We start from the raw sequence: 21,666 nt of genomic DNA on the forward strand, positions 1-21,666 counted from the left end.
CCGCGCGATCGCCATCGCCGCCGGAACGGGGGTGCTTGGACGGGCTGTTAGGGTCCGCGGATGCGACTGAAGATCGAGATAGCCGTTCCCGAGAGCCATGCCGACGTCGTGATCGACGCGCTGCACGCGGCGGGCGCGGGGCGGGTCGGCGAATACGCGCGCTGCTCCAGCGTGTGGAAGGTGACGGGCAGGTGGCAGCCGCTGGAAGGGGCGCGGCCGTACGACGGTGAGGTGGGCGTCGTACAGCGGGCCGAGGAATGCCGGATCGAGTCGGTCTGCGAGGCCGAGCAGGCCCGGGCCGTCCAGGAGGCGGTCCGGGCCGTGCATCCGTACGAGGAAGCGGTCATCCACTTCCTTCCGCTGTACGAGCCGTAGGACCGCCCGGCAGGCCCGGGGCCGACCGAGCCCTAAACGGCAGAGAGCCACACCCTGGACCCACATCCCGGGTGACCAGCGCACGGCGTGACGCGGGAACAGGACACGCCTGAGTCCACGACATCCGGCCCATCCGGCCCGGCCGCTGCGAGGACCGGCGCTCCAGGGTGATGATGAGCCTGTGTCCTTCACCGTGATCGCCGGTGGCGATGTCCTGATCCATCCTCCGCTGATCGAGCAGGCCGCTCGGGATGCCGGGGCGGGTGCCGGTGGCCAGGAGCTCGCCTTCGGGCCGATGCTCGCAGGGCTGAGGCCGGTGCTGTCCCGGGCCGATCTGGCGATCTGCCATCTCGAGACACCCCTGGCGCCCGCCGGGGGACCGTTCACGGGCTTCCCCAGTTTCGCCGCGCCGCCGCAGATCGCCACGGCCTTGGCGGACGTGGGCTTCCACAGCTGTTCGACCGCGTCCAACCACACGCTCGACCAGGGCGAGGCCGGTGTGCGCAGGACCCTGGACGCCCTGGACGCGGCCGGTCTGAGGCACACCGGCTCGGCACGCTCCCGGGCGGAGGCCCACCGGCCGAACATCATCGAGGTCGCTGGCGTTCCGGTCGCCCACCTCTCGTACACCTACGGCTTCGGCGGCCGCCCCCTGCCGCCGGACAAACCGTGGCTGGCCAATCCCATCAGCGAACGCGTCTTCGACGAGGCCCACCGGGCCCGCCGCGCGGGCGCCGAAGTGGTCGTCCTCAGCATGCACTGGGGGCGCGAGCACCTGCATGAACCCAGCGAGCGACAGCAGGCCCGGGCCAAGGAACTGACAGCGCATCCGGTCTTCGACGTGATCCTCGGGCACCACGCGCACACGGTCCAGCCGCTCGAAAGGATCAACGGCACCTGGGTCGTCTACGGCCACGGCAACCTCCTCGCCCGGCACCGCATGGCGCGGGGCACCACCGAGGAGGGCCTGCTGTCCTGCTTCCGCTTCGTCCGAGCCGACGGCTCCTGGCGGGTGGGAAGCGTGGGCGTCATTCCCACGCTCGTCGACCTGACCGGCCCCGTCCGTGTCGTCGCCCTGGCCGCCGCGCTGGCCGATCCCGAACTCACGCCGAGTGTCAGGGGCCGCTACGAGCAGGCGTACCACCGCATCCGGTCGGCGGCCTTGTGCCGGGTCGCGGGCCGGCACGAGCTGACGGACATGGTTCAGCGGAGTCGGTAGGGGAGCTTCCCTCTGCGCCGGCGCTGAGACCGAGGACCGGTCGTCCACGGCTGGCCGGTCCGGGATCCGCCGGTCCGGGGTTCGGCGGTCCGGGGTTCGGCGGTCCGGGGTTCGGCGGCCGGGGTCCGCCGGTCCGACTGTCGTCGGCCCCGGGCTCGCCAGTCCGCCAGGCCGCCGGTCCGCAGTCCGCCGGTCCGCAGTCCGCCCGGCCGCCCGGGATACGAAGCGCAGCAGTTCTACCTGCCCCACCTGGACTACCTGCCCCCGCCCACGCCCCCATGCCGGCCTCGCCGGCCGCCGCTGGCGACGCGCCCTGCCGGCGATCCGCCCTCACCGGCCGGCGCATCCCCACGAGCCGCGCGATCCGATCCCCTCCCTACGCGCGCAACCGCATCGGCGTGAGGTGTTCGGGACGGATCAGACGGGTGCGCGGGGCGAGTTCGCGGACCTGCGCGACGAGCCCGTCCAGGTCCATCGAGCTGTCGTGGACGGCCGGGTTGGTCAGCGGCGTCTCGAAGTCGTCCCAGTGGACGGGGATCACGGTGCGCGGGTGGTCGAGGGCTTTGAGCAGGCGCGGCACGTACCGGTGGGTGGAGCGGGCGGTGGACTCGGTGGCGATCATCGCGATGTCGGGCCTCAGGCAGGTGAGGTTGCGTTCCACGAAGTCGCTGGCGCCCGTGAGGAAGGTCGAGGGTCCGTCGCCGACGCGGATCTGGAAGGCCAGGGTGTCGCCTTCCGGGAGCTCGCCGATGGTCTCCGGCACCTTGGCCGGCGGGCCCGTCAGCGTGCCGGGCGCCCAGTAGCGGTGGGTGCCGTTGCGGCTGTGCAGGCTGGCCACGACCTCGACGGTGTACTCGCCGAAGTCGAGGACCTCGCCGCCCTTGACCATGATCAGTTGCTTGGCTTCCACGCCCATCGCCTGGAGCAGGTAACAGGTGGTGGCGGTCCCGACGACGGGGATCCCTCTGCTCTGCGCGATGTAGGGGACGTCGTTGAAGTGGTCCCAGTGGCTGTGACTGACCAAAATCAGGTCCGGCTCGCCGATGTGCCGGTCGACCAGGTCAGTGGCGACGGTGAGCGGCGTGTTCGTATCGAATCCCTTGGTCGGAAAGCGGGTGACGTACGGGTCGAACAGCACCGTTTTGCCGTTGCCCTCGATCCGCCAGCCGCTGTTGCCGAGCCAGCGGAACACGGTCTCGGTGCCCTTGCCCGCCGGCTTCGGCTCGCTGGCCGCGGCCACGGACGCGGCGCCCACGCCCGGCAGGACCGCGGCACCCGCAACCGCCGCGGTCCGAAGGAGTCCGCGCCGCCCTAACGTCATGTCACTCACACCACTCACGTCACTTGCATCGCTCATGTCACTGAAGTCACTCATGCCCGAAAGAGACGAACGCCCCGGGCACACCAGTTCCGCTCCACCCCATGAGGCGGCATACGTGTCCGAGAAGCGGTGGTGAATATCGGCCAGAGGTGGGGACCGGCGCTGCACACCACGACCACATGCGGCCTTCCGTGACGCGAACGGCAGCCCACCGCGACACCGCCGAGACCGGCGAAACCGCCGCGACCCGCCCGCCTGCCACGGTCGGTGCGGCCGGGCGATCGGCGCGCCGTCCGAGAGGGGAGCATGATCACGGAGCGGTGCCGCCCCGGTCGTCACAGGGCAGGACAGGCCGACGTTGGTGTCGGATTCCTGCCGGACAGCAGGGGGCGAGGATTGGTTGGCTGACCGCATGACGACCGCGCGCCTGGACAAGGTCCAGCAGTTCCGTTCCCTCCACAGCTCCGATCGCCCTCTCGCGCTCGCCAACGCCTGGGACGTGGCCAGCGCCCGTGTCATCGCGGCGGCGGGGGCACCCGCGATCGCCACCACCAGCGCCGGGATCGCGTGGTCGCTCGGGCATTCGGACGGGGAGTCCCTCCCCTTCGAGCAGGTGGAGGAACGGATCGCCCGCATCGCCGCGGCGGTCGACGTACCGGTCACCGCAGACATCGAGGGCGGGTACGGGCGGGACGCCGCCGATGTCGCCGAGACCGTCGCGCGGATCCTCCACGCAGGCGCCGTGGGCGTCAACATCGAAGACGGCACCCGCCCTCCGGCCGAACTCGCGGCGCGGCTGACCGTGGCCCGGGCCACGGCGGAACGAGCCGGCGTGTCCCTCTTCCTCAACGCCCGCACCGACACGTACCTGTTCGGCCTCGGCGACCCGGCCACCCGGCTGAAGGACACGCTGGAGCGGGCACGCGCCTACGTGGACGCAGGCGCCGACGGCATGTTCGTGCCAGGCGTCACCGACCCCGACACCATCGAGGAACTGGCCGCGGGCATCTCCGTACCGCTGAACGTCATGGCCGGCCCCGGAACACCGGACGTCGCCGCGCTGGGCGCACTCGGCGTCGCCCGCGTCAGCCTCGGCTCGGGCGTGGCCCAGACCGCCTACACGGCCGCTCGCCACGCCGCGCAGCAGCTGTACGAGACCGGCGGCTACGACTCGCTCACCAACGCCCTCGCCTTCCACGAGCTCAACGGCCTGTTCCCCAACGAGCTCCGCCCCTGACACCCTGACGCCCTGACACCGAGGGGGCGCTGACGGGACTCGCCCATCTACGTGGCGCCCGCGACGCGTCGTTGACCCGACGCGGTACGTCACGCCGACACGGCCGGTTCGTGGCTGGTCGGCCGCGGCGGCGGCCGACCACACTGGGCGCATGGAAACCATGGTGCCGGTCGACGGCGGCGAAGTCTGGGCGGACGACACGGGCGGGGACGGGCCGGCGATGGTGCTGGTCCACCCGGGGGTCGGCGATTCCACGATCTGGGACCCGGTGCTCGACTCGCTCACCGGGCGGCAGCGGCTGATCCGCTACGACGCCCGCGGCTACGGGCGTTCCCCCGCGCCGGTCACGCCGTACACCCCAGCGCATGACCTCGGCGCCGTCCTCGACCACTTCGGCCTGGACCGCGCGGTGCTGGTCGCCTCCAGCATGGGCGGCACCGCCTCGCTGAGCTACACCCTCGACGCGCCGGATCGGGTGGCCGGCCTCGCGCTGTTCGTACCCGGTGTCAGCGGATACGACCTCGACGAGTCCGAGCTCCATCAGGAAGTGGCACGTCTCGCCGAGGCCGGCGACATGGAGGGCATCGTCCGGCTCGGCCTCGGCCTGTGGGGTCGGGCGGCGGGCGGCACCCCCGAATCCGACCCGGTCGCGGCGGCGCACCTGCGCGCCGTCCTGCCCGCCTGGTTCGCCAACGTGGACCACCAGCGCGCCGATCCGCCCGCCTTCGACCGGCTCGGCGAGATCGCCGTACCCACGGTCCTCGCCCTCGGCGAGCTGGACCGCCCGCAGATCGTCCGCTGCAACGAGGCAACGGCCGCGCGCATCCCGGGCTGCCGGCTGGTCCGCCTCACCGAGTCGGACCACTACCCGACACTGCGCGAGCCGAAGGCCGTCGCCCGACTGGTGGAGGAGCTGTACGCGGAGGCGAAGTGACGGCCTCCGCTTCGTCGAACTACCCGGACGGGTTGTGGGAGCTTTTCGAATCGCCGATCCACCGGATCAACACACTGATGCGGCCGGATGCCGGGACCGGGCGGGGGATCTCGAGCGAGCCCGGGAATGGGCCGTGGGGTCGCCCCGCGCCACAAGCACCGTTCACGAGTGGGGGGCGAGCCGCCGGAAAGCAGGTCCTGGCTGCTGATCCGGGCTCGCCCCGGTCACCTGACTGTCCAGAGGAAGCGCTGGTCGCCGATCGGCGGTTGCCCGGAAGGCCGCTCTGCCGAAGTGGTCAGTAGCCGGTACCGCGTTTGACCTGGGTCCGCTCGATGCTGTGGGTCGCTCCCTTGTCGTCCAGCGTGCGGCATGCGTCGGCGATGTCCTGGGCCAGACGGTCGATCTGTTCGCGGCTCATGGTCTCCTTGACCAGGGCGCGCATGATCTTCACCCGTTCCGCGTTGGGCGGGAGGGTGTAGGCCGGCACCATCCAGCCCCGTTCGGCCGAGAGCTGCCAGGCGATGTCGGACTCGTCGTAGGCGTGTTCGCCGGCGAGGCGGAAGGCGACCAGCGGCAGTTGTTCGAGGTCGCTCCCGATCACTTCGAAGCGGCCGCTGTCGCGCAGGTTGTCCGCCAGTGCGCGGGCGTTCTGCTGCATTGTCTTCATGACGTAGGTGTAGCCCTGGCGGCCGAGCCGCACGAAGTTGTAGTACTGCGCGAGCACCATCGATGCGCCGGTGGAGAAGTTGAGCGTGAACGTCGCGTCGGTCTTGCCCAGGTAGTTCTCGTAGAAGACGAGGTCCTTGGCGAGGTCGGCCTCTTCGCGGAAGACCAGCCATCCGATGCCGGGGTAGACCAGTCCGTATTTGTGCCCCGATACGTTGATCGAACGGACCTGCTCGAGCCGGAAGTCCCACTTCGAGTCCGGGTAGAGGAAGGGCCACACGAATGCGCCGCTGGCGCCGTCGACATGGATCGGAATGTCCAGGTCCCGTTTCTTGCGAACGTCCCGCAGGAGCTTGTCGATCCCGACGACATCGTCCTTGTGGCCGGTGAACGTGGTGCCGAGGACGGCGACGACGCCGATCGTGTTCTCGTCGAGGTGGGGCTCCACGTCCTCCGGGCCGATCGTGTACTTGTCCTCTGCGAGCGGCACGACCCTGGGCTCGACGTCGAAGTAGCGGCAGAACTTCTCCCACACGACGTGGACGTCACCGCCGAAAATCAGGTTGGGCCGTTCGGTCGAGAGGCCTGCTGCCTGGCGGCGCTCGCGCCACTTCCACTTCAGCGACAGCGCGCCGAGCATGATCGCCTCGGACGAGCCCTGGGTCCGGCATCCGGCCGTCCTGCCGGGTGCGTGGAAAAGGTCGGCGAGCATGCGCACGCAGCGCTGCTCGATCTCGGCGGAAATGGGGTATTCCGCATGGTCGATGAAATTGCGGTGAAGGTTCTCGGCGATCAGCCGTTGGGCCTCCGGCTCCATCCACGTGGTGACGAACGTGGCGAGGTTGCGCTGCGGGTCGCCCTCCATGGCGAGATCCACATCCACGAGCCTCATCGCGTCCGTCGCGGTCATGCCTTCCTCGGGGAAGGTCTCGGAGGGAGCGGGCACCGTCAGGAATCGGTTACCGAACAGATCCGAGTCGTCGCGCTTGGTCATGCCCCGAATTCAACAGCGCCGGAGCCTGCCGCAGCCGAGAGACACACCGCTCGGCCGGCGCGGCCAGCGGCACCAGCCTTATTCCATAGCACCATCCGGTTCTGTACCGCGCTCGCCGTACGCCCGCTGTGTTGGCTTTCCGCCCAGCCGGGTGCCGGACCAGGGCTTGGAGCGTGTCGCCATTCTTGGCCGTCGTTGCGCGCGAGGCGGGAGCCTCCTGCCAGCGCCCTGCTCCAGTCCGCACCGCAGCACACGGCTGGTTCCGACGTCAGGGCTCCGCGTCCCTGACTGGAGCGAGAGCAGCAGCAGTGCGACGGTTGATACAGGACCGCGACCCCGAAACGCGCGTTTCGCCGCCGCGAAGAGCTCCAGCCGATCATCGACCCCGGTGATCACCGCCGGAAGGGTTCACGATGCGGATGCCGCACGACACCCAGGGCAAGTCACGCGACAAACAAACGGCACCGACGTGGAGCACCACGGAGAGCAACCGTCCGGACACCACATCGGTCCACCAGGCAAATGCCCAGCGGGCCAAGCGAGTAGCCGAGTGGGGCAAGGCGAAGTGTGCCGGGTCCTGGGCGCAGCCACAGGCATGATGTGGCACGACAGGAACGTGCCGTCCCGGGCCGCGCTCAGAAAACTGCGGCGGACACCGTGACCACCGACCCGGGAGTGACGTCGCAGCACCAAGCCGGTGCGCGACCATCACGCCGTCAGGTCACTTTGACCGTGCTACGCGTGGTCGGCTCGGTCGCCGTACTGGTGACCGTGTACTACCTGCTGCCACTGGACCACCCCTCCACCAACGCCACCATCAGCATCCTCTGCATCGGGCTGGCGGGGTTCGTCGCCTTGGTGGCCGCACAGGTCCGCTCCATCCTCCGCTCCCTGCACCCAGGACTGCGGGCAGCGGAAGCACTGGCCATCAGCACCCCGTTCTTCCTGCTGCTGTTCGCCGCCGCTTACGTCGCACTGGCCGCACTCTCGTCCAGCAACTTCGGCGAGCACCTTTCGCACACCGACGGGCTCTACTTCACCGTCACCGTGTTCTCCACTGTCGGGTTCGGCGACATCACGGCCAAGTCCGAGGCCGCGCGCCTGGTGGTCACCGCACAGATGCTCGCCGATCTGATCGTCTTCGGACTGACGATCAAGGTCGTCGTGGGTGCGGTCCGCCACAGCAAGCAACGCAGAAAGCTCCTGGACGGCACTGATGGAGATGAACGGTGATGGGCTGAAAGTGAGGAAGGGGGTTTCACGACACCCAGTTCAAACCGCAAGCACCAGCAACAGCAGCGCATCGAGTCGAGCAAGGGAGAGCGGTCGTGGCTGGGGAGAGCAGTCGGGCTGCACAGCCCGTTCACCGAGGGAAGGTTGCGGGCTGGCTGTCGAAGGTGTTCGAGCGCAACCCCGCCGGGCTCAACTGGCCGCGAGCGGTGATGGTCCTGGACATCGCGGTGGTGCCGCTGTTCGTGTTCTGGGCGATCGGCTACGAGCAGTACCTGCTCAGCGCGCTCTTCGGGGTGCTGTTCACGGCCCTGGCCGATCCGGGCGGCCGCTACGGGCACCGCGCGTTCGACACCTCACTGTTCGGACTGATCGGCGCCGGGGTGACCGCGCTGGGCTTCGGCATCGCGGCGGACGCCTGGGGCTGGCTCGTGCTCGCCGCGTTCCTGGTCACCCTGGCGGCCGGGCTGGCCGCCGCGTTCGGGGCCCGCAGGTTCGTCAACGCCCTGCTGCTCAATGTCTGGTTCATCATCGCCGTCGCCCTGGGAGTGGGCCTCGACAAGTCGAGCCACATCACCAGCTACACCTGGGCCCAGGTGGTCGCCTGGACCGGCGGGGCCGCCCTGTGGATCCTGGTGACGTTCCTGTGGTGGCTGATCAGCGGACGCACCGACTCGCCCAAGCTCTTCCCGGAGCTCCCCGGCGACACCTCACGAAGGAAACTGACCCCACCACTGATCATGTTCGCGGTGATCCGCGCCCTGGTCATCGCCGGCACCATGGCGCTCGCGTACGGACTGGACCTGTCGCACGGCAGCTGGATCTCGATCGCGGCCATCATCGCGATGAAACCCAGCCTGGAACAGGCCACCCTCGTCAGCACACAGCGGCTCATCGGCGCGCTGATCGGAGCCTGCGCGGCCTCACTGCTGCTGCTGGTGCCCGTGAACGAGACCGGACTCAGACTGTTCGCGGTCGAACGCGGCCTCGAAGTGGTGGCGCTCGTCCTGCTCATGCACGGGGCCGGAATCCGCTTCTGGAACTACGCGCTCTACACCGCGGCCATCGCCGCAGGAGCCCTCATCTTGGTGGACCTGCCCCAGCCCTCCGATTACGCGGCCGAGGGCTACCGGGTCCTGTGGACCCTGTGCGGCGTGGGAATCGGCCTGCTCGTCATGCTCCTGGCCGGCCTGCTCGCCAAACGCCACGCCAGAACACCACGACAGACGACCTGAGACCAGATGCCGTCATCGAGAAGTTCCCCGTCAAGATCGGTGGCCTTTTTATCGGCCCTGCCCAGACCGCGATAGTGAGGCATCACGGCCGTACCGCGCCAGGGCGTCCGCGCACCCCCGGAAAACGGGCATCGTGAAGTCCTCCGCCCGAATCAACCAGATCTCACTGACGAGGTGGGGGTGAATCCTCGCCGCCGGATCGCCGGATCGCCGGATCGCCGGATCGCCGGATCGCCGGATCGCCGGATCGCCGGATCGCCGGCCCGGCGTCGAGCGGGGCACCGGCGTCAGACACCGGGACCGCGTACCGATGCCGGTGTGGGTGGCGGCCGTCGAGGGGAGGGCCGGGCTGAGGTCATCTCGTCGTACGCCGATTGTCAGAGGCTGCTGGCAAGATCGCCGTTGTGAACGTCACCCGTACCACTCCGCCGAGGCCGCTCGACGTGACTGCGGTCTTCCCTCGACTGGCCCCGCTGGCACGCGAGGCGACCCGGCTGCATCCCCGCCCCGGTTCTCCGTCGCCGTACGAAAGCTCGATCGGTGGACCCCTGCTGTGGCCTGCCAATCAGCCGTGGCCGTACTGCGACAAGTGGCACGAGGGCCCGGTCTCCCCCCTCGTGCCGGTGGCACAGCTGTACGTGCGCGACGTGCCCCAGCTACGGCCACCCGGGCGGACGGACCTGCTCCAGGTGCTGTGGTGTCCCTCGGAGCACCCGCCGGAGCACAAGCCGCCGACCGAACTGTTCTGGCGAACCGCCGCGGATGTCACCCACGTCCTCGCCTCGCCGCCCAAACCGTTCGAGACGCAGTACGGCTACACGCCGGAGCCGTGCGTACTCGCACCGGAGCAAGTCACCGAGTACCCGAACTTCCTGGAGTTGGACAAGGAGCTGCAGCGGCAGATAAGCGACTGGAGCGTGTGGCAGGCGGCCGGCGTCGCGATCGATGATTCCTACGAGATCGCCCCGCAGGAGCTCTATACGAACGAGCTGTCCGAGGCTCCCGGCTGGAAGGTCGGTGGATGGGCACCGTGGGGCCTCACCGATCCCATCGCCCGGTTCTGCATCAACTGCGGCGCCGCGATGAGCCCGCTGCTGACCATCGCCTCGGACGAATGCCGCGACTACAGAAGGAGTTGGGTCCCGTCCGAGGACCAGGGCATCGCCGTGCTCGACCACGACGACAACGTCTCGAATCCGCCCCGGATCCAGGTCTCCGATGCGAATCATCTGCAGCTCTACATCTGCCCGACGTGCTATACGCATACCGACTTGATCCAATAGGCCAAAGGTGGAGTCCCGGCGACCTGCGAGTGGGCGAAGTCCGCCCCACACGGCACCGCGAAGCCTGCAGCGCCAGTCAGTATGTCGCCGGGCACGCTGAAGCATCCGCGGCAACGGGTGTTCACCACGACCCCGGCCAAGGGTTGGTAGTCCGGGTATCACGCCGGGGTGGCGGCTACCTCGCCTTGCGAGGTGTGCAGCGCGAGCATGGAACGCCGCAGCCCTCGTCGGCCACCGCCGATTCGCCCGCGAGCACTACGTCATCCTGGACACGGACACGGACACGGACACGGGCGCCATCCGCCACCTCATCACGCAGGGACACGGCTGGGACGCGTTCACAGCACTCCGCGCCTCGTGCGGGAAAACCAGAGCTCGCTCAGCCATAGGAACGACGTTTTAAGAGGTAGATTCCTCGCTGCGATCGTCTTCGTGGCGACGTCGGGCTGCACCTGGCGTCAGCTCCCGCCGGTCTCAATCGGTCAGCGTCGTGATAGTTGGCTCGTCCGGCCAATCGGGGGGGCGAGGCCGGCTGACGGTCAACCACCGCGGAGACCCCACTCGTCAAGGCCGCCGTAGATATGGGCTTCAAGGCCTCCTGGGGCGTCCATGGCGACGGCCTCACCGCGGTAAAGGGCGATGAGTGAGTCCTTGCCCCGCCACCAAGTGTCGGCCACGCCCTGTACTTCGGGTACCGGCTCGTACCCTTCGAGGTCCAGAGAGTCGACGGCCTCGCCGGTGATTCTCGTGATGGTCTTGGCCCAGCGTCTCGCGTGGCTGACCAGTGCCAACGATTCCACCCAGCCTTCAGTACTGGCATGCAGCGGTGCCCAGCGGTAGCCGTGAATCCCGAACTCTCCACCGGGGCCGATCATGAATCCGTAGGCCATGGACACCCGACAGTCCCCGGCCGGGATCCACCAGCCCTCAGCGGTCGAACCTTCGGGAAGGTCCGCGCCCAGGACGCGCGGGCCACTCTCGTAGAACGGCGCCGGCGGCAGCGCGAGACCGCCCCAACGGGCCTCGAAGGCCACCGCGCGATCGATCTCCGCAGCCGGGACACCCTGCTCGATCCAGGCGCCGCGGTGATCCTCGATGTCCGGCTGAGGAACGCGGATGCCCTCCAACTCGACGAACGACTTGGCCCGGCGGGTCAAGCCGGTCGGCGCGACCGGGACCGGCGATATTGCGGCCCAGGGCCTGCATCACCACCAACAAGCGCCCTCAAGAGTCAAGGGACCGCCATAGGTAACGACGTCTAAGCAGGGCCACTGTTCCGACTACGTGTCGCGACGAAGTAGGTGAGGGCGCCTGAGACATCTGAGGGCTTCGAGTTCGGCGCGGGGGAAGTGCTCACCCCACTTGCTGCGGTAGCTGCTCTCACCGTAGATCTCGGCAACCTCGTCGAAGCAGCGGATCGCGGCGAGCGCGAGCTGATCGACAGTCAGCCAGCGCGACCAGATCTCGGTTCCACGGTTGTCGTGAACGCTGCCCTCGCTCAGTTCCAGGACGCGTCCCCAGATGTCCTCGCCTTCTCGGTAGAAGATCCACCGATAGGCGGTCGGCTCGGCCTCGAATTGGCACCGTGTCTCTTCCGCGCCGTCGACGAGCCGCGCCACCGCGGCGAGGAGTTCCTCCGGCGCGTTGGTGAGGGAGGACGCGGTGACCTCGGCCTTTGTGTGCCGATCCTCAACAACGCAGTCGGCCCACCCGGGTCCTCTCAGCGTCCAGGTGAGGCGGAAGTCCGAGCCGGAGGTCACCGCTGCTCCCCGGCGAGGAAATGCCGGAGGTCGGACGCCAGGCAGGCCATCTGCTCACCGGCCTCCAGCCAGGTGGTGACCGACGCGCTCCAGCCGCCGGCGGTCTTGCGCCAAGGGCGCACGGTCCAGGTCAGCCCGATGTGCCCGCCGGAGCGGAAGACGGCCGACACCGCGAGGTCCCGGTCGTCGCTCTGCCAGTTCCGTTCGCCGTCCCATCCCCGATAGTCGGCAGCGAGCTGTTCCAGGAACGAGGTGAGATCGCCGTCCGACATCCAGGCGACGACATCGTCGACGCGCGCGGTCAGGCCGGGGGCGCGCAGCTCGACGGCGTAGCGTGCGGCATCCGGGTCGATGTCGAAACGGTCGCGGAACCTCACGCCGACGGACGCGTGCTCCTGGCAGCGGACGGCCACGGCGTGGCTGTCACCAGTGCCGTCGTCGAGGGAGGTCATGCGCGAAACGCTACGTGGTGATCAGGAGGGCGTCATGCGGATTCCTCGCCGACAATCGGACAGTGGACAGTTGAGTGGCGCCGCCGCTTCGGCTCCCGGCTGCACGCTGGCCCGCGTTTTGCCGGCCGGCACCAGCGCGGGGCGACGGGTGAAGCCGACGTGGTCTCGGCGCGGCGGTGAGTTCGCGGGCGCTCGGCGGTCTATCTCTTGACGGAGACAGTCGACTCATCGGGAGTAAGCCATGGGCCTCATCCACATCGAGCTGTTCGCGACCCTTGACCTCGTCGGGCAGGCGCCCGGCGGCCCGGACGAGGACCCGGTGGGGTTCCCGTTCGGCGGCTGGCAGGCGCCGTTGCTGGACGAGGTCGCCGGGGCGCAGGTCCTTGCCGCGTACGAGGGCACGGACGCCCTCCTGCTCGGCCGGCGGACGTACGACCTCTTCGCCGCCTACTGGCCTCACCAGGAGGGCGGCCCGGACAACGAGATCGCCACGCTCTTCAACAGCGTCCCGAAGTACGTGGCCTCGCGCGGCACGCCCGACCTCTCGTGGGAGGGGTCCACGCAGCTCGGCCCGGACCTGGCCGCCGCGGTGCGCGAGATCCGCGACCGCCACGAGCACGTGAAGGTCGTCGGAAGCCTGAACCTCGTGCAGAGCCTCCTGCGCGAGAAGCTCTTCGACCGTCTCGACCTCTGGCTGCACCCGATCGTGCTCGGCGTCGGCAAGAAGGTCTTCGACGGCGGTGCGGTGCCCACCAACGTCACGCTCCTCGAGCCCCCGGCCGCCAGTCCGAAGGGCACGGTGTACCTGCGGTACGGGCTCGCCGACGGCACGCCCGCCACAGGGGACATGAGCGCACCCGACCGCGGGACCGGAAGCGACCGCTGAGCCCACCCTCGCTGTGCTCGTCGCCGTCGCCCGACAGCAACGTCGCATCACCGGGACGGCAGCCCCTTCGTCCCGGTGAGCACTGCTCCGGTCAGTTTGGCGCCGGTCAGCTTCGCGCTGGTCAGGTCCGCGCCGACCAGGTTCGCTTGGCGTAGATCGGCCCTGGTCAGGTCCGCCCCGGTGAAGTTCGCCCCGGCCAGGTTCGTGTGGCGTAGATCGGCCCCGGTCAGGTCTGCCCAGGAGAGGAAGGCGCCCCTCATGTCGGCGCCTCTGAGGTCGACGGCCGAAAGGTGGGCGAACACGAAGACGGCGCCGCGCAGTACGGCGCAGGCGAGCGGTGATGTCTCCTCGGAGGGTGTTGGGGAAGGCGGCTTGCCGTTGTCCGCGGGGGACAGGATCAACATCTCGCGGTCGCAGAACTTTGCCTTGCGCAGATCGAGTTGATCCAGCTGCGCCTTGGTGAGGTCGGCCCGGGTGAAGTCGGTGTCGGTGAGGTTGCCGGTGCAGGCGCCGCCGCCCGAGCAGAACGTCGCCCCTCGCAGTGTCGCGCCGGTGAACACCGTGTCCTGGAGGTCGGTCCTGGTGAGATCGGCTCCGGACAGGTCGGCGTCCCGGAAGGAGGTGCCGCTCAGGTTCGCGCCGCCGAACTTGGTCCCGGTCAGGTGCGCGGCTTCCAGAGTGGCCCGCGGCATGTCCGCGAAGGCCAGGTCCGCGCCGCTCAGGTCCGACCGGGTCATGACCGCTTCCGGAAGGTGGATGGAGCGCGCCTTGGCGACGTACGTCGGCCTCCAGTGCGGCAGCGCCGTCTCGCTCAGGTCCACCACCACGCCGCCGTCCCTGTCGGGGCGGCGCCGCACGAGCACGTTCATGGCGGCCTGGACGTCCGGGGAGGGGTCGGCTCCGGAGGCCGGCACGTGCGCGTGGCGTCGTACGTACGCGGTGAGCACGGAGACGACCGGGGGCTGGTCCTCGGCGGAGTCCTTCATGATGCGTTGCAGCGCGTAGACGCCGCCGAGGCGGACGTCCATCGAACTCGACGCGAGATTGCCGATCGCCGTGTTGAAACGCGTCGTGATCTGACCCTCTTCCGCGATCCGCAGCTCCTTGCCCGCCTGCCCCACCTGCAGCCAGGTGAACAGCAGGGCTGCCACCGCGGCCACGCCCGGCAGGCTCAGCAGCAACAGGGTCAGCCTCGGCGAGGCCACATTCCGTGTCTCCGCCCGCGGCTGCGGACTCGGGCGCCGGCTCACCGCGCGCCGCAGGCGGCCGAATCGACGGGTCCTCGTCATCTTGCCATTGCCCCACACACGGGCCCCCGCCCGCGACCGCCACACCGCGACTCCCTCCTTTGAAGCAGTGCTGCACGTACGGTATGGAGCCGGTCGGTCCGGGTGCCTGACCGCGTTCGTGAGCCGATCGTCGCCACCGGGCACAGGCGGGACGCCCTGGAGCAAGGCCGACGGTCCATCGCGCGGCAGCGCGGCGCTCCGGCCCGCGATTCAGGTGAGGACGTTGACGGCTCGTGCGATGACGAGGCCGAGGATCACGAGGGAGACGAGCGACTGGACCGCCATGGTGATCTTGGCCCAGGGGGCGAGGGGCATGACGTCGGTGGGGCTGAACGCGGTGGAGTTGGTCAGCGCGAGGTAGAGGTAGTCGACGTATCGCGGTCTCCAGCGGACGGGCGCGAGGCCGGGGTCGAGCTGCTGGGGGAAGGCGAGGGAGGGATGGGCGGGCATGCGGTGGACGCGTGCCGCTGGGCCGCCGGCGTCGAGTTCGAAGTAGAGGAGCGAGAAGGCGATGACCGTGCCGGCCCAGACGGTGCTTCCGTTCTGGAGGAGGCTGGTCGCGGACGCCGTCTGCTTCCCGCTGTGGACGATGTCGTCGATCAACTGCAGGGTCGACCAGATCGCGCCGAGTGCGAGGACGCAGACCAGGGCGATCGACACGGCGCGCAGCGCGGCGGAGCGACGGTCGATCCGGCCGGGGTCGCCCACGATCGACGTGAGCAGGAGCAGCCCTTCCAAGGAGGGCAGTACCCAGGCCGGCGCCAGCCGCAGGTCGTCGGGCAGCAGCAGCGTCAGCACCATCGCGACGACCACCGCCGTGGCCATCGGCCAGCGCGACTCTCCGAGCGGCGCCTCGCCCGGCGTGGGTGCGGGCTGCGGGGGAGCGTGATGTCGGCTCACGGGGTGGGCTCCCTGTCGTCGTCGTGGACCGGCGGTCCACATCCCGCCGTGCCCTCGGCGGGGCCGCCGTCGGCCCCGTCGGCGGGCGCGCCATGCCCGTCCACTCCACTACGGCCTGCCGGGTCGCGCACCGCCCGGGGCCCGGCCGGGTCAAGGACCTACCGGAACGGGCTACGGGACGCAGCGTGTCGCTCCCGGCGGGCCGCTCCCGTTCCGAGGCAGCTCCCGAGCCGCTTCCGAGCCATTGCCGTGCCGCTCTCCCGCCGTTCCCGAGCGGCCTCCGAGTGCCTGTCGGAGTGCACCACACGCGCTCGTCGCCCACGTGTGCGAGGGATCAGTGATCATGAACACATGGGGAGAACCGAACAACTGACGCAACTGCTGGAACGAGCCGGGCTCGAGCGGGTGGGAACCTGGCACGTGGAGCGGGGGATGCCGCCGCACAGCGCGCGCCGGCTCCTGGCCTGGGCGGCGCCGGAGCCGGCCGTCGTACTGCCGCGCACGGACGCGGACGGGTTCAGGCGGCATTGGCGTCGACTGGTCGGTGAGGCCGGGCTGGCCGATCAGGACGGTGTCGTCCTCATCGACGGCGGGCAGACGATCTGGGCGTACGTCCGACTGGAAGCGGAGGCGGACGTATACGCGCTGCTGGGCGACCCCGACGTGGACGGAGAAGTGGACGGAGACGTGGACCGCCCCGGGCACCGCCCCGGGTACGAAGACGGGAACGGCCCCCGAGACGGGTTCCAGGCGATGTCGACCGACGGCGAGACGCTGCTCGCCGTGACCGTGACGGGCCAGGAGGTCCGGTTCGCCGTCCTTGACCGGCTGAGCGAGCACAGCGAGCGTGCGGCACTCGAAGCCGTACGGGAAACGGAGCAGGAGCGCGAAGCGGCGTGGGCCTCGCTGTTCGCCGAGGGCGGGCCGTCCGAGGCGATCCGCCGAGCGTGGGCCCGCGGCCTCGCGTGGAACCCGACCGTGTCCGAGGAGTTCCGGGAGCCGTTGCGGGACATCTCCTGGAACCTGTACGGCTCTCTGTCGCCCGAGGCGCTCGAAGCGGCCCTCACCCACCCGGAGTGGCGGGTGCGCTCGCAGCTCGCCCAAGTGAATCCGTATCTGACGGCAGAGCACTGGGAACGCCTGATCCTCGGTGAGGAACTCGCGAAGCACCGCCGGCTCCTGACCATGCTGGCCGCCGACCAGCGCGCGCAGGTCACCGAGGAGACCTGCCGACGGCTCGCCGCCGACCCGTCCGTCACGGTGCGACAGGAGACCGCGCGGCTGACCTGCCTGCCCGTATCGGTCAGCCTCGCCCTGGCGGCCGACCCCGACGGCACCGTCCGGGCCTTCGTCTGCCGGGCGGCCTGGCCGCACCTGGACGAGGCGCGGCGCCGCGCGCTCCTCGCCGACCCCGTGGCCGGGGTCCGCGGGGCCGCGCGCCGTGCCCACCACCAGGAGCACCCGGTCACGAGCACGGACTTCGACACGGGCGACCTGCCCGACGACGTCCTGGAGACGTGCCGCCTGGACCGGGACCTGGCCCTCCGCCTCGTACGCCACGGCGAGCCCGACCAGCGTGCCGCCCTCGCCGACAACCCGCACCTGGAGCCTGACCTGCTCATCGAGCTCGGCCGGGACGCGGATGCCCGTGTGCGCAACAGCGTGGCCCTGCGCCCCGAGCTCAGCGAGCGCGAACGGGCGGCGATCGACTTCGAGTTCGACCCCAGCTGGCGGACTTCCGCCCTCCCGTGGGTCGTCGCGCTCCACGACGATCCCGACGCCATGCGCCGCCTCGCCGCCTCAGCGCACCCACTCGTCCGCAGAAGCGTCGCCCGCGCCCCGCACCTCCCGCAGGACGTGGTCGCGGGACTCGCGGTCGACGAAGACCGGGTCGTACAGCTCTTCCTCGCCGAGTCCTGCGACGACGCGCCCGCCGACATGCTGCTGAGGGTCTGGCAGTGGTGGAGGGGCAGCCTCAGCTTCCCCGATCGGCCGCGCAACCACCCGAACTTCCCGAGCGAAGGGCTCCTGCGGTACGCCGACGACCCGAACCCGCGCCTGCGGCAACTCGCCCTTGACGACCCCCTGTCGTCCGCCGAACTCGTAGACCGCTTCAGCCGTGACACGGACACCGAGGTGCGTCACCGAGCCGCGACCGACCCACGTCTGACCCCCGCGTCCGCCGTTCGCCTCCTCGACGACCCCGATCGCGACATCCGCGCCGCCGCCCTGCGCGTCCCCCGGCTGCCCGCGACCGTCCTCGCGTCCCTGTTGCGTGACGCGGAGACCGCCGACGCCGCCGCCGCGCATCCGGGTCTGCCCCGTGACGTGACGGAACGGATGCTCGGACTGGTCGGGACCACGGACGGCTGACGGAGTCGCGACGCGCCCGGGCCGCTGCGCGCGGGCCGGGCGGGCGCGGAACGAGGGGCCGGCGGGCGGAAGCGAGGCGGTTGCCGGCCCGGCCTGTCGAAGGCGCGGTCACTTGCCCTTGCTGTTGTGAGGCGTGTTGCACAGTGCGCGGTCGACGAGGTCGCTTGCCGCCTTGTGCTGCCGGAGCGTCTTGTCGAGGTCGTTGAAGCTGGTGCTCATGGATACGGTGACGGTGCGGCTGCCGTCGTCGGTGGCGCCGTCGAGGGTGATGTAGCCGGCCTCGCCGCCTTCGTGGCTCCAGTAGCTGCCGCCGCACGTCAGGGGGCGGTTGACGAGGCCGAGGCCGTACCGTCCGCGCGGCCAGAACGTCTCCAGGCGCTTGTCGACCGGGACGGTGTTGCGCATGTCGGCCATGCGCGCCCCGGACAGCAGTTTGCCGCCCAGCAGTCCCTGGAAGAAGCGGTTGATGTCGGCGGTGGTGGAGACGTAGCCGCCGAGGTCGGGGACGAGCTGCTCGGTGACGTCGATGCGTTCCTCGGTGTGTTCCCCGGTGCGTTCGCCTGTGCCTTCGCCGGTCGTGAAGACCTGATAGCCGTCGGCGTGCGGGTTGCGGAGGGTGGGTGTGGCGCCCGACAGGTAGGTGCGGTTCATGCCGAGCGGGGCGAGGATCCGCTTCTCGATCTCCTTCGGCCAGGGGTGGCCGGTGGTCTTTTCGGCGATCATGCCGAGGAGGACGTAGCCGGTGTTGGAGTAGCCGAAGCCGGTGCCGGGCGGGAAGTCGGGGCGGTGCTTCATCGCGCGGGCGACGATCCGCTCGGCGGTGTAGGTGTCGTAGCGGTGCTGGTAGTACTGCTGGGGCGTGTCGAAGCCGGGAAGGTCGTCGTGCAGGCCGCTGGTGTTCTGCAGGAGCTGGCGCACGGTGATCCGGAGTCCGTCGTTGCCGTTGCCGACGACCACACCGGGCAGCCGGCTCTCCACCGTGTCGTCCAAGGACAGCTTGCCCTCGTCGGCCAACTGCAGGATCAGCGTGGCCATGAGCGTCTTGCCGGTGCTGGCGATGCGGAAGTAGCCGTCGCGGGGGACGGGGCGGGCGGTGCCGGCCACGGCGACGCCGGACGTGGCGACCAAGTCCGGGCCGGCGGTGGTGCTCACCCGGGCCTGGACGCCGGTGACGCCCAGCGCGTGGATGGCGTCGGTGTCCCGGAGGAGATCGGCCTGTCGATAACCGGGAGCGGGCGCGGGCTCGGGCGCCGGCGTCGCTCCCGTACCGCCCGAGGACTGGACCGCGACGGCCACCCCCGTGGCGGCGAACGCGGCCACCGCGACGGCCAGCCACCTGCGGCCGATCCGCCGACCGAGCGGGCGGCGGGGCCGGCGGGGCGGGTGATGCCGGGTCGTGGAATCGGGCGTCGTGGAGGCGGACGGTGCGTGGGCGGACGGAGTGGAGGCGGACGGAGTGGACGCCGGGGGCGTCGATGACGGAGTCGTAGGTCTCATGCACCGAACGCTAGGAACGAGCCCCGTCGTGTGTCGGTACCGAAGGCAGCCGGTCGCAACCTACAGCCAGCTGTAGTGCCGGAGGCGACGCCCGCCTCATAAAGTGACGCGTCCCCAGGGCCGTTCCCGGCCCGTCCCGTACGACACGAAGGCGGACCCGTGCACGGCATGATCGGCGACGAGGCCCGACCACGGCTCGTGCTCATCCGGACCGGACGCGGCGCGCGCTACCTGCTCGGCACCCTCGTCACCGCGATCGTCACACTCGTGGCGGCGCCCCTGCTGTGCGTACCGTCGCTGGCGACCGCGTGGGCCGAGCGCCACCGCCGGCACGCCGGCGCCCTCCTGGAACGTCCCGTGCGGCTGCGCCCGCCCGCCCTCGTCCGCGAACTCGCCTGGTTCGTGATCCAGGTGGTCGGGGGCCTGCCCGTGGGCGCGTTCGCCCTGCTGTGCCTGGGCAACCTGCTCCTCACCCTTGCCGCCGCCGTGGGCTGGTGGGCCTTCCCCACCTCGGATCCGCCACGCCTGCTCCTGCTCGACGTCCCCGTCGACAGCTGGGCGAGCGCGCTCACGGTCAACCTGGCCCAACTCCTGCTCCTCACCGCGCTGACGGTGACCGCCCTGCCGCTCCTCGCCCGCGCGCACGCACGCTGCTGCCTCGCCGTCCTCGCCCCGTCTCCCGTACAGCGAATGGCCGCCCGCGTCACCGAACTCACCCGGACGCGCACGGACGTGCTGCAGGCCCATGGCGCGGAGCTGCGCCGTATCGAACGCGACCTGCACGACGGAACCCAGGCCCGGCTGGTGGCCATCGCCATCCGCCTCGCCGTGGCCGGCCAGAGCCTTCCGCAGGATCCCCAGACGGCCGCCGCGCTCGTCGGCCAGGCCCGCGCAGAGACCGAGGAAGCCATGACGGAGCTGCGCTCGGTCATCCGCACCATCTACCCTCCGGTCCTGGCCGACCAGGGCCTCGCCGGCGCGCTGCGCACCCTGACGACCCGGGCAGGCGTACCCACCCGCATCGACGTCGGCGACCTCGGTGAAGTCCCCGCCGCCGTCGAAGCGGTCGCCTACTTCGCCGTCACCGAGACGCTGGCGAACATCGCCCGGCACAGCCGCGCCACCCGCGCGACCGTCCGCGTCACGCGCGGCACCCACGTCCCCCACGACACCCACGGCGGCGCGGTGCTCGCTGTCGAGGTATCCGACGACGGGACCGGCGGCGCGGACGCGTCCCGGGGCAGCGGCCTGGACGGAATCGGCCGCAGAGCCGCAGCGCTGGACGGCACCATGAAGATCAGCAGCCCGCCGGGCGGGCCGACCATCATCACCGTGGAGCTTCCGTGCGCGTAGTCATCGCCGAGGACAACGTCCTGCTGGCCTCCGGTCTCGAACTCCTCCTGAACACCCAGGGCTTCGAGGTCGCCGCGATCGCGGACGACGCACCCGGCTTCCTCGCCGCCGTCGAGGCCCACCGCCCGGACGTCACCATCGTCGACGTACGACTGCCCCCGGCCTTCCGCGACGAGGGCATTCGCGCCGCCCTCCAGGCCCGCCGCGACCACCCCGGACTTCCCGTGCTCGTCCTGTCCCAGTACGTCGAGCAGGAATACGCCGGCCGCCTCCTCACGGACAGCAGCGGCGGCATCGGCTATCTCCTGAAGGACCGGGTGAGCCGCATCGCCGAGTTCACCGACGCACTGCGCCGCGTGGCCGCCGGCGGCACCGCCATGGACCCCGAGGTCATCGCCCAGCTCCTCGCCGTCCGCGGCGATCCCGTCGAGGCCTTGACCCCGCGCGAACGCGAGGTGCTCGCCCTGATGGCCGAGGGCCACGACAACGCCACCATCGCGCAGCGGCTGTACGTCACCGACAACGCCGTCCACAAACACATCGGCAACGTCTTCCTGAAACTCGGCCTGTCGGCCGGCGACAGCGGCCACCGCCGGGTCCGCGCCGTCCTGGCCTACCTGCGCCGCCACGGCAACGCCGAGCCCGGCCCCGGCTGAGTGACC

19 protein-coding genes are annotated in these 21,666 nt (G+C 70.3%); 11 read left to right on the plus strand and 8 right to left on the minus strand.

The features are described from left to right. Positions 1–60 precede the first annotated feature (60 nt). Both ACFYU9_RS25145 and ACFYU9_RS25150 read left to right on the plus strand, forming a co-directional pair. Positions 61–375, plus strand: coding sequence for a hypothetical protein (locus ACFYU9_RS25145; RefSeq protein WP_389211975.1), 315 nt, complete (start codon positions 61–63; stop codon positions 373–375). A gap of 181 nt (positions 376–556) precedes the next feature. Further along, entirely contained in the window at positions 557–1,594 is a 1,038-nt protein-coding gene (locus ACFYU9_RS25150; protein ID WP_389346069.1) for a CapA family protein, read from the plus strand. Positions 1,595–1,970: 376 nt separating this feature from the next. On the opposite strand, the gene ACFYU9_RS25155 is transcribed toward ACFYU9_RS25150, so the two are convergent. Then, positions 1,971–2,849 carry an MBL fold metallo-hydrolase gene (locus ACFYU9_RS25155; RefSeq protein ID WP_389346070.1) on the minus strand — a complete coding sequence of 293 codons (879 nt, stop codon included), beginning with the start codon at positions 2,847–2,849 and terminating at the stop codon, positions 1,971–1,973. 478 nt (positions 2,850–3,327) lie between these two features. On the opposite strand from ACFYU9_RS25155, the gene ACFYU9_RS25160 reads away from it, so the two are divergent. Further along, complete coding sequence (locus ACFYU9_RS25160) at positions 3,328–4,152, plus strand: isocitrate lyase/phosphoenolpyruvate mutase family protein (protein WP_389346071.1); 825 nt, start codon at positions 3,328–3,330, stop codon at positions 4,150–4,152. A gap of 151 nt (positions 4,153–4,303) precedes the next feature. Then, positions 4,304–5,086, plus strand: a complete 783-nt coding sequence (locus ACFYU9_RS25165; protein ID WP_389346072.1) for an alpha/beta fold hydrolase — start codon at positions 4,304–4,306, stop codon at positions 5,084–5,086. 295 nt (positions 5,087–5,381) lie between these two features. On the opposite strand, the gene ACFYU9_RS25170 is transcribed toward ACFYU9_RS25165, so the two are convergent. After that, positions 5,382–6,746 carry a glutamate decarboxylase gene (locus tag ACFYU9_RS25170; RefSeq protein ID WP_389346073.1) on the minus strand — a complete coding sequence of 455 codons (1,365 nt, stop codon included), beginning with the start codon at positions 6,744–6,746 and terminating at the stop codon, positions 5,382–5,384. 657 nt (positions 6,747–7,403) lie between these two features. Here ACFYU9_RS25170 and ACFYU9_RS25175 point away from each other — a divergent pair. From ACFYU9_RS25175 to ACFYU9_RS25185, 3 genes are all read left to right on the plus strand, one after another. Beyond that, positions 7,404–7,979 (plus strand): potassium channel family protein, encoded by a 576-nt coding sequence (locus tag ACFYU9_RS25175; protein ID WP_389211986.1) that lies wholly within the window; start codon positions 7,404–7,406, stop codon positions 7,977–7,979. Between the two features lie 164 nt (positions 7,980–8,143). Then, complete coding sequence (locus ACFYU9_RS25180; protein WP_389211988.1) at positions 8,144–9,211, plus strand: FUSC family protein; 1,068 nt, start codon at positions 8,144–8,146, stop codon at positions 9,209–9,211. Positions 9,212–9,615: 404 nt separating this feature from the next. Next, the gene (locus ACFYU9_RS25185) at positions 9,616–10,494 is read left to right on the plus strand and encodes a hypothetical protein (RefSeq protein WP_389346075.1); all 879 of its coding nucleotides are present in this window, start codon (positions 9,616–9,618) and stop codon (positions 10,492–10,494) included. Between the two features lie 539 nt (positions 10,495–11,033). Here the strand turns inward: ACFYU9_RS25185 and ACFYU9_RS25190 are convergent. From ACFYU9_RS25190 to ACFYU9_RS25200, 3 genes are all read right to left on the minus strand, one after another. Beyond that, positions 11,034–11,681 carry a hypothetical protein gene (locus tag ACFYU9_RS25190; RefSeq protein ID WP_389346236.1) on the minus strand — a complete coding sequence of 216 codons (648 nt, stop codon included), beginning with the start codon at positions 11,679–11,681 and terminating at the stop codon, positions 11,034–11,036. Positions 11,682–11,774: 93 nt separating this feature from the next. Next, positions 11,775–12,254 carry a hypothetical protein gene (locus ACFYU9_RS25195; protein ID WP_389211996.1) on the minus strand — a complete coding sequence of 160 codons (480 nt, stop codon included), beginning with the start codon at positions 12,252–12,254 and terminating at the stop codon, positions 11,775–11,777. Further along, a complete protein-coding gene (locus ACFYU9_RS25200) occupies positions 12,251–12,706 on the minus strand; it encodes a DUF6228 family protein (RefSeq protein ID WP_389211998.1) in 456 nt (151 codons plus the stop codon). Before ACFYU9_RS25200 ends, ACFYU9_RS25195 begins: the two co-directional genes overlap by 4 nt. A 241-nt stretch (positions 12,707–12,947) precedes the next feature. On the opposite strand from ACFYU9_RS25200, the gene ACFYU9_RS25205 reads away from it, so the two are divergent. Further along, complete coding sequence (locus tag ACFYU9_RS25205) at positions 12,948–13,592, plus strand: dihydrofolate reductase family protein (protein WP_389346076.1); 645 nt, start codon at positions 12,948–12,950, stop codon at positions 13,590–13,592. 47 nt (positions 13,593–13,639) lie between these two features. Here the strand turns inward: ACFYU9_RS25205 and ACFYU9_RS25210 are convergent, their stop codons facing one another. Together ACFYU9_RS25210 and ACFYU9_RS25215 are read right to left on the minus strand one after the other, a co-directional pair. Continuing rightward, positions 13,640–14,797: a pentapeptide repeat-containing protein gene (locus tag ACFYU9_RS25210; protein ID WP_389346078.1), complete on the minus strand. Its 1,158-nt coding sequence runs from the start codon at positions 14,795–14,797 to the stop codon at positions 13,640–13,642. A 294-nt stretch (positions 14,798–15,091) separates the two neighbouring features. Further along, positions 15,092–15,781 (minus strand): hypothetical protein, encoded by a 690-nt coding sequence (locus ACFYU9_RS25215; RefSeq protein ID WP_389212006.1) that lies wholly within the window; start codon positions 15,779–15,781, stop codon positions 15,092–15,094. A gap of 351 nt (positions 15,782–16,132) precedes the next feature. Here ACFYU9_RS25215 and ACFYU9_RS25220 point away from each other — a divergent pair, with 351 nt between their 5' ends. Continuing rightward, positions 16,133–18,154, plus strand: a complete 2,022-nt coding sequence (locus tag ACFYU9_RS25220) for a PE-PGRS family protein (RefSeq protein WP_389346080.1) — start codon at positions 16,133–16,135, stop codon at positions 18,152–18,154. A 108-nt stretch (positions 18,155–18,262) separates the two neighbouring features. Here ACFYU9_RS25220 and ACFYU9_RS25225 read toward each other — a convergent pair whose 3' ends face one another. Further along, entirely contained in the window at positions 18,263–19,474 is a 1,212-nt protein-coding gene (locus ACFYU9_RS25225; protein ID WP_389346081.1) for a serine hydrolase domain-containing protein, read from the minus strand. A gap of 345 nt (positions 19,475–19,819) precedes the next feature. Between ACFYU9_RS25225 and ACFYU9_RS25230 the strand changes: the two genes are divergently transcribed. Then, positions 19,820–21,004, plus strand: a complete 1,185-nt coding sequence (locus ACFYU9_RS25230) for a sensor histidine kinase (RefSeq protein WP_389346237.1) — start codon at positions 19,820–19,822, stop codon at positions 21,002–21,004. Beyond that, complete coding sequence (locus ACFYU9_RS25235; protein WP_389346082.1) at positions 20,995–21,660, plus strand: response regulator; 666 nt, start codon at positions 20,995–20,997, stop codon at positions 21,658–21,660. The genes ACFYU9_RS25230 and ACFYU9_RS25235 overlap by 10 nt, the downstream gene beginning before the upstream one ends. The last annotated feature ends 6 nt before the right edge of the window (positions 21,661–21,666 follow it).

It is taken from the genome of Streptomyces sp. NPDC004327 (genome assembly GCF_042873935.1).
Taxonomy (GTDB): Bacteria; Actinomycetota; Actinomycetes; order Streptomycetales; family Streptomycetaceae; genus Streptomyces.